General features: G+C 55.9%; 12 protein-coding genes. 8 read left to right on the top strand and 4 right to left on the bottom strand.

All coding sequences use genetic code 11. The features are described 5' to 3' along the window. The first annotated feature begins 229 nt into the window (after positions 1-229). Genes fhuA through fhuB form a run of 4 tightly spaced genes read left to right on the top strand, consistent with a single transcriptional unit; the run spans position 230 to position 6,196 of the window. Positions 230-2,482 carry a ferrichrome porin FhuA gene (gene fhuA, locus RT644_RS21495; protein ID WP_020456591.1) on the top strand — a complete coding sequence of 751 codons (2,253 nt, stop codon included), beginning with the start codon at positions 230-232 and terminating at the stop codon, positions 2,480-2,482. Between the two features lie 47 nt (positions 2,483-2,529). After that, positions 2,530-3,327 carry a Fe3+-hydroxamate ABC transporter ATP-binding protein FhuC gene (fhuC, locus tag RT644_RS21490; protein ID WP_269232216.1) on the top strand — a complete coding sequence of 266 codons (798 nt, stop codon included), beginning with the start codon at positions 2,530-2,532 and terminating at the stop codon, positions 3,325-3,327. Then, on the top strand, positions 3,327-4,217 hold the full coding sequence (gene fhuD, locus RT644_RS21485) for a Fe(3+)-hydroxamate ABC transporter substrate-binding protein FhuD (RefSeq protein ID WP_045511994.1): 891 nt from the start codon (positions 3,327-3,329) through the stop codon (positions 4,215-4,217). Before fhuC ends, fhuD begins: the two co-directional genes overlap by 1 nt. Beyond that, on the top strand, positions 4,214-6,196 hold the full coding sequence (gene fhuB / locus RT644_RS21480; RefSeq protein WP_313628031.1) for a Fe(3+)-hydroxamate ABC transporter permease FhuB: 1,983 nt from the start codon (positions 4,214-4,216) through the stop codon (positions 6,194-6,196). The genes fhuD and fhuB overlap by 4 nt, the downstream gene beginning before the upstream one ends. Positions 6,197-6,232: 36 nt before the next feature. Here the strand turns inward: fhuB and hemL are convergent, their stop codons facing one another. After that, positions 6,233-7,513 (bottom strand): glutamate-1-semialdehyde 2,1-aminomutase, encoded by a 1,281-nt coding sequence (hemL, locus tag RT644_RS21475; RefSeq protein WP_097406997.1) that lies wholly within the window; start codon positions 7,511-7,513, stop codon positions 6,233-6,235. Positions 7,514-7,683: 170 nt separating this feature from the next. Here hemL and clcA point away from each other — a divergent pair, with 170 nt between their 5' ends. Beyond that, entirely contained in the window at positions 7,684-9,090 is a 1,407-nt protein-coding gene (gene clcA / locus RT644_RS21470) for a H(+)/Cl(-) exchange transporter ClcA (RefSeq protein WP_269232212.1), read from the top strand. Positions 9,091-9,171: 81 nt separating this feature from the next. Beyond that, positions 9,172-9,516, top strand: a complete 345-nt coding sequence (erpA, locus tag RT644_RS21465; RefSeq protein ID WP_017457984.1) for an iron-sulfur cluster insertion protein ErpA — start codon at positions 9,172-9,174, stop codon at positions 9,514-9,516. Between the two features lie 47 nt (positions 9,517-9,563). On the opposite strand, the gene RT644_RS21460 is transcribed toward erpA, so the two are convergent. Genes RT644_RS21460 through mtnN form a run of 3 tightly spaced genes read right to left on the bottom strand, consistent with a single transcriptional unit; the run spans position 9,564 to position 11,693 of the window. After that, a complete protein-coding gene (locus RT644_RS21460) occupies positions 9,564-10,187 on the bottom strand; it encodes a TRIC cation channel family protein (protein WP_020456597.1) in 624 nt (207 codons plus the stop codon). Positions 10,188-10,201: 14 nt separating this feature from the next. Further along, positions 10,202-11,002 carry a vitamin B12 ABC transporter substrate-binding protein BtuF gene (gene btuF, locus RT644_RS21455; RefSeq protein ID WP_020456598.1) on the bottom strand — a complete coding sequence of 267 codons (801 nt, stop codon included), beginning with the start codon at positions 11,000-11,002 and terminating at the stop codon, positions 10,202-10,204. Continuing rightward, positions 10,995-11,693, bottom strand: a complete 699-nt coding sequence (gene mtnN / locus RT644_RS21450) for a 5'-methylthioadenosine/S-adenosylhomocysteine nucleosidase (RefSeq protein ID WP_313628026.1) — start codon at positions 11,691-11,693, stop codon at positions 10,995-10,997. Before mtnN ends, btuF begins: the two co-directional genes overlap by 8 nt. A 106-nt stretch (positions 11,694-11,799) precedes the next feature. Here mtnN and dgt point away from each other — a divergent pair, with 106 nt between their 5' ends. Next, the gene (gene dgt / locus RT644_RS21445) at positions 11,800-13,314 is read left to right on the top strand and encodes a dGTPase (protein WP_045512012.1); all 1,515 of its coding nucleotides are present in this window, start codon (positions 11,800-11,802) and stop codon (positions 13,312-13,314) included. A 133-nt stretch (positions 13,315-13,447) separates the two neighbouring features. After that, complete coding sequence (gene degP, locus RT644_RS21440) at positions 13,448-14,884, top strand: serine endoprotease DegP (RefSeq protein WP_044489568.1); 1,437 nt, start codon at positions 13,448-13,450, stop codon at positions 14,882-14,884. The last annotated feature ends 151 nt before the right edge of the window (positions 14,885-15,035 follow it).

The raw sequence follows: 15,035 nt of genomic DNA, 5'->3' as shown, positions 1-15,035 counted from the left end.
AACCTCCGATGGCAACATCGGGGGTTTTTTAACGCCCTAAACATGCAAATAACGTTGTATTAAACCCCTGTTAACCACCTGCTTTTCGTCTGGTTATTTCTTCATCCTTCGGGCCGTTTCAGGCGGCTTACTGCTTGCTATGCGCACAGCGCTTCGCATATTATGCTGCGGTCATAATAATAATTCTCGTTTACGTTATCGTTCACTCATTTGAATCAGAGATAAACTAATGGCGCGTCCTAACACTGCTCAGCCAGTCAACACTACGCTGCGTAAAATCGCGGTTGTAGTAGCCACAGCGGTTAGCGGCATGTCTGTTTACGCACAGGCTGCAACAACCCAAAAAGAAGAAACCATCACCGTTACCACCAGCGCCGCTCCGCAGGAAAGCGCATGGGGACCGGCTGCGACTATTGCCGCGAAACACACGGCGACGGCGACGAAAACCGATATGCCGCTGGAGAAAACGCCGCAATCCATCTCGGTGGTGACCAGCGAGGAGATCGCGCTGCATCAGCCGAAATCCGTGAAAGAAGCCCTCAGTTATACGCCGGGTGTCGCTGTCGGTACGCGTGGCGCCTCCAATACCTATGACTACCTGATTATTCGTGGTTTTGCCGCCGACGGGCAGAGCCAGAACAACTACCTCGACGGTTTGAAGATGCAGGGCAACTTCTATAACGACGCGGTAATTGATCCTTACATGGTTGAGCGTGCGGAAATTCTGCGCGGCCCCACTTCCGTGCTGTACGGAAAAAGCAGCCCGGGCGGTCTGTTGAATATGGTCAGCAAGCGCCCGACCACCACGCCGCTGTATGAAGTACAGTTTAAAGCCGGCACCAATAACTTGTTCCAGACCGGCTTTGATTTTAGCGACGCGCTGGATGATGACGGTGTTTTCTCCTACCGCTTAACCGGGCTGGCGCGTTCTGCTAACGCGCAGCAGGAAGGGGCAAAAGAACAGCGCTACACCATTGCGCCATCGTTTAGCTGGCGTCCTGATGACAAGACCAACTTCACTTTCTTGTCCTATTTCCAGAACGAGCCGGATACCGGTTATTACGGTTGGTTGCCGAAAGAGGGAACCGTTGAGCCGCTGCCAAACGGCAAGCGTTTATCGACCGATTTCAACGAAGGTGCGAAGAACAACACCTATTCGCGTAATGAGAAAATGGTGGGTTACAGCTTCGAACACGCGTTCGACGACACCTTTACCGTGCGCCAGAATCTGCGTTACGCGCAAAATAAAACCTCGCAAAACAGCGTGTACGGTTATGGCATGTGCTCGGATCCGCTCTATTCCGGCAATCCATCAACCAGCCCGTGTGCAGGTATCGCCCAGTCTGAATGGGGACACTACCTGACGCGCCAGTACGTGATTGATAGCGAGAAATTGCAGAACTTCTCTGTTGATACGCAACTGCAAAGCACCTTTTCCACCGGTGATATCGATCATATCCTGCTGACCGGTGTCGACTACATGCGTATGCGCAATGACATCAATTCATGGTTTGGTTATGCCGGTTCTGTTGCGCCGTCGGATATTTACAATCTGGATCGCAGCGATTTCGACTTCGACGCGCATTCCACGCCTTCCGGTGCGTATCAGATCCTGAACCGCCAGCAGCAAACGGGGCTTTATGCTCAGGATCAGGCGCAGTGGGATAAAGTGCTGGTGACGCTGGGCGGACGTTACGATTGGGCTAAACAGAGCGCGTACAACCGCACCTCCGACACCACAACGAAACGCGACGATAACCAGTTCACCTGGCGCGGTGGCGTTAACTACCTGTTCGACAACGGCGTAACGCCGTATTTCAGTTACAGCGAATCGTTCGAACCGGCGTCCACTTCAGGGGCGAGCGGTGCGATCTTCGCGCCGTCGAAAGGCAAGCAATACGAAGCCGGTGTGAAATACAGCCCGAAAGATCGTCCGGTTGTGTTGACCGGCGCGGTCTATCAGCTTACCAAGAGCAACAACCTGATGGCCGATCCAGCAGGTTCTTTCTGGTCGGTTGAAGGCGGTGAAATTCGCGCGCGCGGCGTTGAAATCGAAGCCAAAGCGGCGCTGTCAGCCAACCTGAATATGGTCGGTTCTTACACCTATACGCAGGCGGAATACACCACCGACACCAATTACAAAGGCAACACCCCGGCGCAGGTGCCAAAACACATGGCATCGCTGTGGGGCGACTACACCTTCTACGACGGCGCGCTCTCGGGCCTGACATTAGGCACCGGCGCTCGCCTGACGGGTTCCAGCTATGGCGATCCGGCGAACTCCTTCAAGGTGGGTAGCTACACGGTTGTCGATGCGCTGGTTCGTTACGATCTGGCTCGCTTCGGTATGGCTGGCTCCAACGTGGCGGTTCACGTCAACAACCTGCTCGATCGTGAATACGTCGCAAGCTGCTTTAACACCTACGGCTGCTTCTGGGGCGCAGAACGCCAGGTGGTGGCGACGGCAACCTTCCGCTTCTAATCTCTCTTCGGGCACGGTTAGCCGTGCCCATTTATAAGTTGGCAATCATGCAGGAAAACAACGCGCTTCCCGATACCACCTTTCAACTCAGCGATGTCACCTTTCGTGTGCCCGGCCGCACGCTGCTGCACCCGCTGTCGCTGACCTTTCCGGTGGGTAAAGTCACTGGTTTGATTGGCCACAACGGCTCCGGAAAATCCACATTGCTGAAAATGCTTGGCCGCCACCAGCCGCCCTCGGACGGTGATATTTTGCTGGATGGGCAGCCGCTCGCTAGCTGGAGCAGCAAAGCCTTTGCCCGCAAAGTGGCCTACTTGCCGCAGCAGTTGCCGCAGGCGGAAGGGATGACGGTTCGTGAACTGGTGGCGATTGGCCGCTACCCGTGGCACGGGGCGTTGGGACGCTTTGGCATTGCCGACAGAGAAAAAGTTGAAGAAGCGATTGCGCTGGTGGGCTTAAAGCCGCTGGCGCACCGCCTGGTTGATAGCCTCTCCGGCGGCGAACGCCAGCGCGCGTGGATCGCCATGCTGGTGGCGCAGGACAGCCGCTGCCTGCTGCTGGATGAACCTACCTCGGCGCTGGACATCGCCCATCAGGTGGATGTGCTGGCGCTGGTACACCGCTTGAGCCAGCAGCGCGGGCTGACGGTGATTGCCGTGCTGCACGATATCAATATGGCGGCGCGGTATTGCGATTATCTGGTGGCGCTGCGCGGTGGTGAGATGATCGCCGAAGGCACGCCGGACGTATTAATGCGCGCCGAAACGCTGGAACACATTTACGGCATCCCGATGGGGATCCTGCCGCATCCTGCGGGGGCGGCACCGGTGAGTTTTGTCTACTGATGGCTGGATTACATCACATTAGCCGTCGTCGCTTACTGACGGCGATGGCGCTCTCTCCCCTGTTGTGGAACATGCGCAACGCGCACGCCGCGGCGATCGATCCCACGCGCATTGTCGCGCTGGAGTGGTTGCCGGTTGAATTGCTGCTGGCGCTCGGCGTCGCGCCTTATGGCGTTGCGGATGTGCAGAGTTACAACTTATGGGTCAACGAGCCTGCGTTGCCCGCTTCGGTGATTGACGTTGGGCTGCGTACCGAGCCGAATCTCGAATTGCTGACGCAAATGAAACCCTCCTGGCTGGTATGGTCGGCAGGTTATGGCCCTTCCGAAGCGAAGCTGGCGCAAATCGCGCCGGGGCGCGGCTTCACGTTTAGCGATGGCAAAAAGCCGCTCGCCATGGCGAAGCACTCGTTAAACGAGATGGCGCAGATCCTCAATCTGGAGGCCGCCGCGAAAAAACATCTCGACGAATTTGATGCCCTCATTGAAGCGCGAAAACCGCATTTTGCACGTCGCGGCGATCGCCCTTTATTGATGATCACCTTGCTCGACCCGCGCCATGTGCTGGCGTTCGGGCCGAACTGCCTGTTCCAGGAAGTGCTCGATAGCGTGGGCATTCGTAACGCCTGGCACGGTGAAACCTCTTTCTGGGGCAGCGTGGCGGTGGGTATCGATCGGCTGGCGGAATACAAAGACGTTGATGTTATCTGTTTCGATCACGGTAACGAGCAGGATATGCAAAAACTGATGGCGACGCCGTTGTGGCAGGCGATGCCCTTCGTGCGTGCCGGGCGTTTCCAGCGGGTGCCGGCGGTCTGGTTTTATGGCGCGACGCTGTCGGCGATGCATTTTACCCGCGTGCTGGATAATGCGCTGGGAGGCCGGGCATGAACCGACGTGTTTCACCTTTTCCCGCGTTGCTGCTGACGGTGCTTTTTATCGCCGCTGCCGTGCTTAGCTGGAACAATTTAACCGTCGCTTTGCCGCGCGCGCAGTGGGCGCAGGCCTTCGTCGCGCCGGACATTAACCTTATCGATCAGATGCTGTTTCACTACAGCCTGTTGCCGCGTCTGGTGATTTCTCTGCTGGTCGGTGCCGGGCTTGGCCTGGTCGGTGTGCTGTTTCAGCAGGTGCTGCGGAACCCGCTTGCCGAACCGACAACGCTGGGCGTGGCAACCGGGGCGCAACTGGGCATCACCATTACCACGCTGTGGTCGATCCCCGGCGTGCTGGCTTCACAGTTTGCCGCGCTTGCCGGGGCATGTGCAGTCGGCGCGCTGGTGTTTGGCGTGGCCTGGGGAAAGCGTTTGTCGCCGGTGACGCTGATCCTCGCCGGTCTGGTGGTGAGCCTCTATTGCGGGGCGATTAACCAACTGCTGGCGCTGTTCCATCACGATCAACTACAAAGCATGTTTTTATGGAGCACCGGGACGCTAACGCAAACCGACTGGAGCATCGTGCAGCGTTTGTGGCCGCAGCTGCTTGGTTGTGCGGTGTTAACGCTGCTGCTGTTGCGCCCGCTAACGCTGATGGGGCTGGATGACGGCGTTGCGCGTAATCTTGGCCTGGCGCTGTCGCTGGCGCGCCTGGCTGCCCTGACGCTGGCGATTGCGTTGAGTGCGTTGCTGGTCAATGCGGTCGGCATTATCGGTTTTATCGGCCTGTTTGCGCCGCTACTGGCGAAAATGCTCGGCGCACGTCGCTTGTTGTCGCGCTTGTTGCTGGCACCGCTGATTGGCGCGCTGATCCTCTGGCTCTCCGATCAAGTTATCTGGTGGCTGACTCGCGTGTGGATGGAAGTTTCCACCGGTTCGATCACTGCGCTGATTGGCGCGCCGCTGCTGTTGTGGTTGTTGCCGCGCCTGCGCAGCATGAGCGCACCCGCGATGGACGCCGGAGATAACGTGGCGGCTGAGCGCCAGCACATTCAGTGGTTTGCGCTGGGCGGTTTCGTACTTCTGTTGCTGGCGATGGGGTTAGCGCTGACGTTCGGGCGTGACGCGACAGGCTGGCATTTTGCCAGTGGACAGTTGCTCGACGAATTGATGCCGTGGCGCTGGCCGCGCATTGTCGCTGCGCTCACTGCCGGCGTGATGCTGGCGGTGGCGGGGTGTATCATTCAGCGCCTGACCGGCAACCCGATGGCCAGCCCGGAAGTGCTGGGGATAAGCTCAGGCGCGGCGTTTGGCGTGGTATTGATGTTGTTCTTCGTACCGGGTAACGCGTTTGGCTGGCTGATGCCCGCCGGGAGCCTGGGAGCCGCGGCGACGTTACTGATTATTATGTTCGCCGCCGGGCGCGGTGGCTTTTCGCCGCACCGCATGCTGCTGGCAGGGATGGCGTTAAGCACGGCGTTTACCATGTTGTTGATGATGTTACAGGCAAGCGGCGACCCACGCATGGCAAAGATCCTGACGTGGATTTCCGGCAGCACTTACAATGCCTCTGGCGAACAGGTTTGGCGTACTGGCGTGATGATGGTGATGTTGCTGGCGCTGACACCGCTGTGTCGCCGCTGGTTAACGATCTTACCGCTCGGTGGTGATACCGCGCGTTCAGTAGGGATGGCGCTGACACCGTCGCGCGTCGGCCTGCTGTTACTGGCGGCAGCGCTCACGGCAACGGCGACCATGACCATTGGCCCGCTGAGTTTTGTTGGCCTGATGGCACCGCATATCGCGCGGATGATGGGGTTTCGTCGCACAATGCCGCATATGGTGATTTCAGCGCTGGTGGGGGGAGTACTGCTGGTGTTTGCTGACTGGTGCGGGCGGATGCTGCTGTTTCCGTTTCAGATCCCCGCCGGGTTGCTGTCGACCTTTATCGGCGCGCCATACTTTATCTATTTGCTGAGAAAGCAGAGCCGCTAAAAGAGAGCCTCTCCCGCCGGGGAGAGGCTTTGCCGATTACAATTTGGCGAACACGCGACGTGCAGCGTCGATGGTGTTGTCAATATCCTCTTCGCTATGCGCAACAGACATAAAGCCCGCTTCAAACGCCGACGGCGCAAGGTATACGCCTTCTTCCAGCATCAAATGGAAGAAGCGTTTAAAACGTTCTACGTCGCACTTCACCACATCCTGATAGCTGGTCACGCTTTCGGCATCGGTAAAGAACAGACCAAACATCCCACCGACATGGTTGACCACCAGTGGAATGCCGGCTTCCTGCGCGGCGTTCAGCAGACCGTTGGCCAGTTGCGTGGTCAGTTCGGTCAGCGTGGCGTGAATGCCCGGCTGGGCGACTTCGGTTAAACAGGCATAGCCTGCCGCCATGGCAATCGGGTTACCGGAGAGCGTACCCGCCTGGTAGACCGGGCCGGTAGGTGCCAGCGCGTCCATCACCTCGCGACGCCCGCCAAATGCGCCGACCGGCATGCCGCCACCGATAATTTTGCCAAGGCAAGTCAGATCCGGTGTCACACCGTAATAATCCTGTGCACCCGCCAGCGCGACGCGAAAACCAGTCATTACTTCATCAATAATCAGCAGCGCACCGAACTCATCGCACAGCGCGCGCAGGCCCGGCAGGAATTCCGGCAGCGGCGGCACGCAGTTCATGTTTCCGGCGACCGGTTCGACGATGATACAGGCGATATCCTGCGGATATTGCTCAAACGCCGCGCGTACCGAGCTGAGATCGTTATACGTGCAGGTCAGCGTGTGTTTAGCGAAATCGGCCGGGACGCCCGGTGAGTTCGGCTGACCGAGCGTCAGCGCACCGGAACCGGCTTTCACCAGCAGGCAGTCGGCGTGGCCGTGGTAGCAGCCTTCAAATTTGATAATTTTATCGCGGCCGGTAAACCCGCGCGCCAGACGAATAGCGCTCATTGTCGCTTCGGTGCCAGAGTTCACCATGCGCACCATATCCATGGTCGGCACCAGTTCGGTGACCAGCTGCGCCATGTTGACTTCCATTTCGGTAGGCGCGCCAAAGCTCAGGCCGCGGCTGGCCGCTTCGATCACCGCGTTGCGAATTGCCGGGTGGTTGTGACCGAGCACCATAGGGCCCCAGGAACCGACGTAATCGATATAGGCTTTGCCGTCGACATCATACAAATAAGCACCGTCAGCACGCTCGATAAACAGCGGCGTACCGCCCACGCCGGTAAAGGCGCGTACCGGTGAGTTCACACCGCCCGGGATAAGCTCACGCGCTGCGTTATAGAGGTTTTCAGACTTACTCATGCTTTTCATTCCTGGTTCGTGGAAAAATCAATGTCGGTCATTCTATGTGATTACGGGAATGTTATGAAAGTTTTGCCCCGGTGAAACGACATATTTTGCAGGGATTTTACCCGCGACGCGCCGAGGCTTGCCGGGTAAAATGCCCCTTTTGTATTACTTATCGAAAATCAATGTCAGCGCAAATCCCTTCATTTGAACAGCAGCAGGTTGAGCAACGGCGACGCCGCAACATCATGCGCCAGATGCTGCAACGCGATAAAACGCCACTGGCGATTTTGCTGGTTGCCGCCGTCGCGGGCGCAGTCACAGGATTAGTGGGCGTCTTTTTTGAAAAAGCCGTGAATGCGGTGTTGAACGCACGTATTGGCGCGCTGGCGCAGATGGCGGACAGCGCACTGGTGTGGCCGCTGGCATTTATTGGCTCGGCAGTGCTGGCGATGATTGGCTATTTTCTGGTGCGGCGATTCGCGCCCGAAGCCGGCGGCTCGGGGATCCCGGAAATTGAAGGTGCGCTGGAGGAACTGCGTCCGGTGCGCTGGTGGCGAGTCTTACCGGTTAAGTTTTTTGGCGGGATGGGAACACTTGGCGCGGGCATGGTGCTGGGGCGGGAAGGGCCGACCGTGCAGATCGGCGGCAATATCGGGCGCATGATGAGCGATCTGTTTCGCCTGCGCAGCGGTGAAGCACGTCATACGTTGCTGGCGACCGGCGCGGCAGCCGGGCTTTCCGCCGCGTTTAATGCGCCGCTGGCGGGTATTCTTTTCATCATTGAAGAGATGCGTTCGCAGTTTCACTACAACCTAATCTCAATTAAAGCCGTGTTCACCGGCGTGATTATGTCGAGCATTGTCTTTCGCGTGTTTAACGGCGAGGCGGCAGTAATTGACGTCGGTAAGCTTAGCAATGCGCCGGTTAATACACTGTGGCTCTATCTGGTGTTGGGGATGATTTTTGGCGGCATCGGACCGCTATTTAACACGCTGGTGTTGCGCACCCAGGATCTGTTTCAGCGTATCCATGGCGGGCATACCGGGAAATGGGTGCTGATTGGCGGTATCATCGGCGGTTGTTGCGGCGTGCTTGGGTTGATTGCACCTGCGCTTTCCGGCGGGGGGTTTGCGCTTATCCCGATTGCGACCGCCGGAAACTATACCGTTGGCGCACTGCTGTTTATTTTCCTGATTCGTGTGGCAACCACGTTACTCTGTTTTAGCTCTGGCGCGCCGGGCGGCATATTTGCGCCGATGCTGGCGCTTGGCACGGTATTAGGCATGGCGTTTGGCAGCGCGAGTGCCGCGATTTTTCCGCATTATCAGCTCGATGCGGGGACATTCGCCATTGCCGGAATGGGCGCATTACTGGCCGCGTCGCTGCGTGCGCCGCTGACCGGCATCGTGCTAGTTCTGGAAATGACTGACAATTATCAGCTTATTTTGCCAATGATCATTACCTGTCTTGGTGCGACACTGTTAGCACAGTTTTTGGGCGGAAAACCGCTCTATTCCGCGATCCTGGCACGTACGCTTGCCAGGCAGGATGCGGCTCGCGAACGCGAGTTGCCGCGGGAGAATACTTGAACGATTTAGTAGCGTATTGGATAATAGCTGAAAAGGTCGGGTTACTATTTGACCAGATCGCAGTATCAACGGGAGCAAGACATGAGTGATGACGTAGCGTTGCCGCTGCAGTTTACCGACGCAGCAGCCAACAAAGTAAAAAACCTGATTGCGGACGAAGATAACCCAAATCTGAAGCTGCGTGTCTACATCACCGGTGGTGGTTGCAGCGGCTTCCAGTATGGTTTTACCTTTGACGATCAAATCAACGATGGTGATATGACCATTGAGAAGCAGGGCGTTGGCCTGGTGGTTGACCCGATGAGCCTGCAATATCTGGTTGGCGGTTCAGTTGATTACACTGAAGGTCTGGAAGGTTCCCGCTTTGTGGTGACTAACCCGAATGCGACCAGCACCTGTGGTTGCGGTTCTTCATTCAGTATTTAATGAATCCTTCATATATAAAAAGCCGTGTCACTGACACGGCTTTTTTGTTATCTGCCTGATTCATCCAGCGCAAACGTGGGTAACTTCAGGTGCCAGCGAATCGCTGCCAGCCTGATAACCAGCGTGACCACCATGCCCAGCATACTTGCCGTTTCCAGCGGTACAGCAAAGAAGTGATACGCCGTTGCATGCACAATGCCACCCGCAATACAGGCGGTAGCGTAGATTTCGGTACGCAGGATCATCGGCACTTCGCGCGCCAGCACGTCACGAATGATACCGCCACCAACACCGGTTACCACGCCCATACAAATCGCCACCAGCGGGCCAGTTTCGGCGAGAAAGGCTTTATTTACGCCAATACCGACAAACACCGCCAGCCCGACGGCATCCAGTACCGGTAATATCCATTTCGGCAAGCGGCGCGGCTGGCGTACCAGCACAATGGTTAACATGCAGGTCACCATCGCCACCACTAAATCCGTTGGATCTTTAACCCAGAATACCGGGCCGTGCGCCAGCGCCATATCACGGATCGTCCCGCCACCAACGGCGGTCACGACGCCGAGTACCAGCACACCAAACGGATCCATTCGCAGTTTTCCCGCCAGCAGAACGCCTGATATAGCAAATACGGCGGTGCCGATAATATCCAGCCAGTAAACCAGCATGGTGAATTCCCCGGTTATTTCACCTGCGCAAGGGCAGTGCAGAGTTGTTGAGCGGCGAGGATAATACGCGGGCTTGCCCGTTCAAACCAGTCACCGTGCAGAGAAATAATCGGTACATTGAGCTGATTTCGCCAGAACTGTTCGATTCGCGGGATCTCTTTTTCATCACCTGCCACCACGATCGCCTGCGGCTGGCGCGCCAGCACCTGTTCACGGCTCACTTGTGGCCAGGGAACGCGGCTGGCGGCAAAGATGTTTTCCCCACCGCACAGCTCCAGCACCTGGTTTTGAATCGAGCCTTTTCCGCTGGTAAACAGCGGCTGCGCGCCAAATTGCAGGAACACACGCTTTTTCGGCAGGCTGGCGTAGCGGGTTTTCAATTCGTTGTACTGGGAAAGCAGTTTCTGCGCCGCCTGTTCCGCCTGCTGCGGATGCGGGCTATATACTTTGAGCTTACGCAGCGTCTCGATGACCTGCTCAATGGTGATCGCATCCACCCACATCACGGTGATACCGAATTGCTTGAGCTGATTCACCTGACGTTCGGTGTTACCGCCACGCCATGCCAGCACCAGATCCGGTTTCAGCGCGACAATACGTTCCAGATTCATCCCTTGCCAGCTTGCCACCTGCTCAATCTGCGCGGCTTGTGGCGGGTAATCGGAATAGCTACTTACGCCGACAGGTGTAATGCCCGCAGCGAAAAGCAGTTCGGTATTGGCTGGCGAAAGTGAGATAACACGCGGCGCGGCGAAAAGCCACGCCGGAAGCAGAATAAGCAGGGCGGCAAGCGCCCTGAAAAGAGAGTTAACCACGCGCCAGTTTCTGTACCAGGGTTTCAACCATCAGGCTGGATTGCTTCGCAGCCACAACCAGGAATTCATCGAAGCTCAGGTGGGATTCCTGATCCGCCACGTCGGAAATAGCGCGAACCACCACAAACGGTACGCTGTAGTTATGGCAAACGTGCGCGATGGCGGTCGCTTCCATCTCAACGGCGATCGCCTGCGGGAAGTTATGGCGGATTTTCGCCAGGCCTTCGGCACCGTTAATAAAGGCATCGCCGCTCACAATAAGGCCGCGTACGGCATGCAGGTTCAGTTCACCAATGCAGGCTTCTGCTGCGGCAATCAGGCTGTCATCCGCTTTGAAACCCGCCGGGCAACCGGGTAATTGACCAATATCATAGCCAAAAGCGGTCACGTCAGCATCGTGATAACGCGCTTCGTCGGAAACCACGATATCGCCCACTTTCAGCGTTGCTGCAAGGCCACCGGCGGAACCGGTGTTGATAATCACATCCGGCTGGCAGCGCTCCAGCAGCAGCGTCGCGCCCATGGCGGCAGCCACTTTACCAATGCCGGATTTCAGTAGCGCAACCTCTGTACCATTCAGCGTACCGGTGTAGATTTCGCTCCCGCCGACGTTCAGCGTCTGACGGTTCTCGATTTTGTCACGCAGCAGCGTAACTTCTTCTTCCATTGCACCAATAATGCCAATTTTCATGGAGATACTCGCTAATGTGATAAGACAGGATTACGTTTTCAGGGCATAGTCTATCATGGCATACACAATTGCATGATATCCCGTGACGCTAAGCACAGGAGAGGAAATGGCAGAGATCGACTTTCGCAACAAGATAAACTGGCGTCGCCGATACCGTTCGCCGCAGGGTGTAAAAACCGAACGTGAAATACTGCGCATCTTTGAAAGCGATCGTGGGCGCATTATCAACTCTGCCGCCATCCGACGTTTACAGCAAAAAACACAGGTTTTCCCGCTGGAGCGTAACGCGGCGGTGCGCACGCGTTTGACGCATTCGCTGGAAGTTCAGCAAGTGGGGCGTTATATCGCCAAAGAGATTTTGAGCCGCCTGAAAGAGCAGCGCCTGCTGGAAACTTACGGTCTGGATGAATTGACCGGGCCGTTTGAAAGCATCGTTGAGATGGCGTGCCTGATGCATGATATCGGCAACCCGCCGTTTGGCCATTTCGGCGAGGCGGCAATCAATGACTGGTTTCGTCAGCGCCTGGCGCCGGATGATGCGGTGAGCCAACCGCTGTCGGACGATCGCTGCGAAGTGGTGGCGCTTAAATTGCGTGAAGGCGAAGACACGCTGAACGCATTACGCCGGAAAGTGCGCCATGATTTAAGCCATTTTGAAGGTAACGCGCAGGGGATCCGCCTGGTGCATACATTAATGCGTATGAACCTGACCTGGGCGCAGGTCGGCTGTATTTTAAAATATACGCGCCCGGCGTGGTGGATTGGCGAGCCGCCAGCCTCACACAGTTATTTAATGAAAAAACCGGGCTACTATTTTTCTGAAGAAGCCTATGTAGAACGGCTGCGTAAAGAATTAAACCTCGATACTTACAGTCGCTTTCCGCTGACGTGGATAATGGAAGCGGCGGATGATATTTCCTATTGCGTGGCGGATTTAGAAGATGCGGTAGAAAAACGGATATTTAGCGCGGAACAACTTTATCAGCATCTTTATGACGCCTGGGGGGAGCATGAAAAAGGATCGTTGTTTGCGCAGGTGGTCGAAAACGCGTGGGATAAATCACGCGCTAATTCGATGAGCCGCAGCGCGGAAGATCAATTTTTCATGTATCTGCGCGTCAATACGCTGAATAAACTGGTGCCGTACGCGGCACAGCGTTTTATTGATAACTTGCCGCAGATTTTCAATGGTGAATTCAATCACGCGTTACTGGAAGATGAAAGCAGCTTTAGTCAGCTACTTGAATTATATAAAAATGTCGCCATAAAACAGGTGTTCAGCCATCCCGACGTTGAGCAGCTCGAATTACAGGGCTATCGCGTTATCAGTGGTTTGCTGGATATTTACCGTCCGCTGTTACAATTATCGACGGCGGATTTTGCCGAGCTGGTGGAAAAAGAGCGTTTGCGTCGTTTCCCGATTGAATCGCGCCTGTTTCAAAAACTTTCGACGCGCCACCGGCTAGCCTACGTTGAGGCGGTGAGCAAATTATCGCCCGACGCAGCAGAGTACCCGGTGCTGGAGTATTATCACCGTTGTCGATTAATTCAGGATTATATTAGCGGGATGACGGATCTATATTCATGGGATGAATATCGTCGTTTGATGGCGGTGGAATAATGCCGTTGAATTGTAAAGAACGACAATAAATTTTTACTTTTTCCAGACACTTAATGCCGGAACTTCACGCTATAAATCGACTCTGAGTGACACATACACAGCAGTTTGCGTTAATCGGTAAAGAGTGAGAGACATGAAAAAAACCACGTTAGCAATGAGTGCACTGGCTTTGAGTTTAAGTTTAGCGCTGTCTCCTCTGTCGGCTATGGCAGCGGAAACAGCATCGTCTACAGCTGCGACATCACAACAAATGCCTAGCCTCGCGCCGATGCTGGAAAAAGTGATGCCGTCGGTGGTGAGTATCAATGTTGAAGGCAGCACCACGGTAAACACGCCGCGTATGCCGCGCAACTTCCAGCAGTTCTTTGGTGATAATTCACCGTTCTGCCAGGAAGGCTCTCCGTTCCAGAGCTCACCGTTCTGTCAGGGCGGCGGCGCACCGGGCGGGCAGGGTGATAGCCAGCAGCAGAAATTTATGGCGCTGGGTTCCGGCGTGATCATTGATGCGGCGAAAGGCTATGTGGTGACTAACAACCATGTGGTCGATAACGCTAACACCATCAAAGTGCAATTAAGTGACGGGCGTAAATTTGACGCCAAAGTGGTGGGTAAAGACCCGCGTTCCGACATTGCGCTGATTCAGATTCAGGACCCGAAAAACCTGACCGCGATTAAACTGGCGGACTCCGATGCCCTTCGCGTGGGGGATTACACCGTGGCGATTGGTAACCCGTTTGGTCTCGGTGAAACGGTCACTTCCGGGATTGTCTCCGCACTGGGTCGCAGCGGCCTGAATGCGGAAAACTATGAAAACTTTATCCAGACGGATGCCGCGATCAACCGCGGTAACTCCGGCGGCGCGCTGGTGAACCTGAACGGCGAACTGATCGGTATTAACACCGCAATCCTCGCACCGGATGGTGGCAACATCGGTATCGGTTTTGCGATCCCAAGTAACATGGTGAAAAACCTCACCGGGCAGATGGTCGAGTTCGGTCAGGTTCGCCGTGGTGAGCTGGGCATTATGGGTACCGAACTCAATTCCGAGCTGGCGAAAGCGATGAAAGTCGATGCGCAGCGCGGGGCGTTTGTCAGCCAGGTAATGCCGAATTCCGCCGCCGCGAAAGCCGGTGTGAAAGCAGGGGATGTGATTACATCTCTGAACGGTAAACCGATTAGCAGCTTTGCTGCGCTGCGTGCGGAAGTCGGTTCTATGCCGATTGGCAGCAAAGTTGCACTTGGCCTGCTGCGCGATGGCAAACCGGTAAATATTACGCTCGAGTTGCAGCAGAGCAGCCAGAACCAGGTTGATTCCAGCACCATCTTCAGCGGTATTGAAGGCGCGGAAATGAGCAACAAAGGCAAAGACGGCGGCGTGGTGGTTAATTCGGTGAAAGCCAATACCCCGGCTGCGCAGATTGGCCTGAAAAAAGGCGATGTGATTGTCGGCGCGAACCAGCAGCCGGTGAAAAATATCGCTGAGCTGCGCAAAATCCTCGACAGTAAACCTTCGGTGCTGGCGTTGAACATTCAACGCGGTGACACCTCTATCTATCTGCTGATGCAGTAATCCGCTGTAAACCCTCTTCCCGGATCACGGGAAGAGGGCCTCTCCTCTGTTTTGTGAAGCCTTCCACAACTCCATACTTCTGAATGCCGCTTTGTGCATTTGCACAGTGCGTACGGGAATTTTCTTCCCTATGCTTGGGCTCTGCACACGG

Origin of the sequence: Kosakonia sp. (assembly GCF_032104925.1) — a bacterium.
Classification (GTDB): domain Bacteria; phylum Pseudomonadota; class Gammaproteobacteria; order Enterobacterales; family Enterobacteriaceae; genus Kosakonia.
This window is presented reverse-complemented; position numbering and strand designations above follow the sequence as displayed.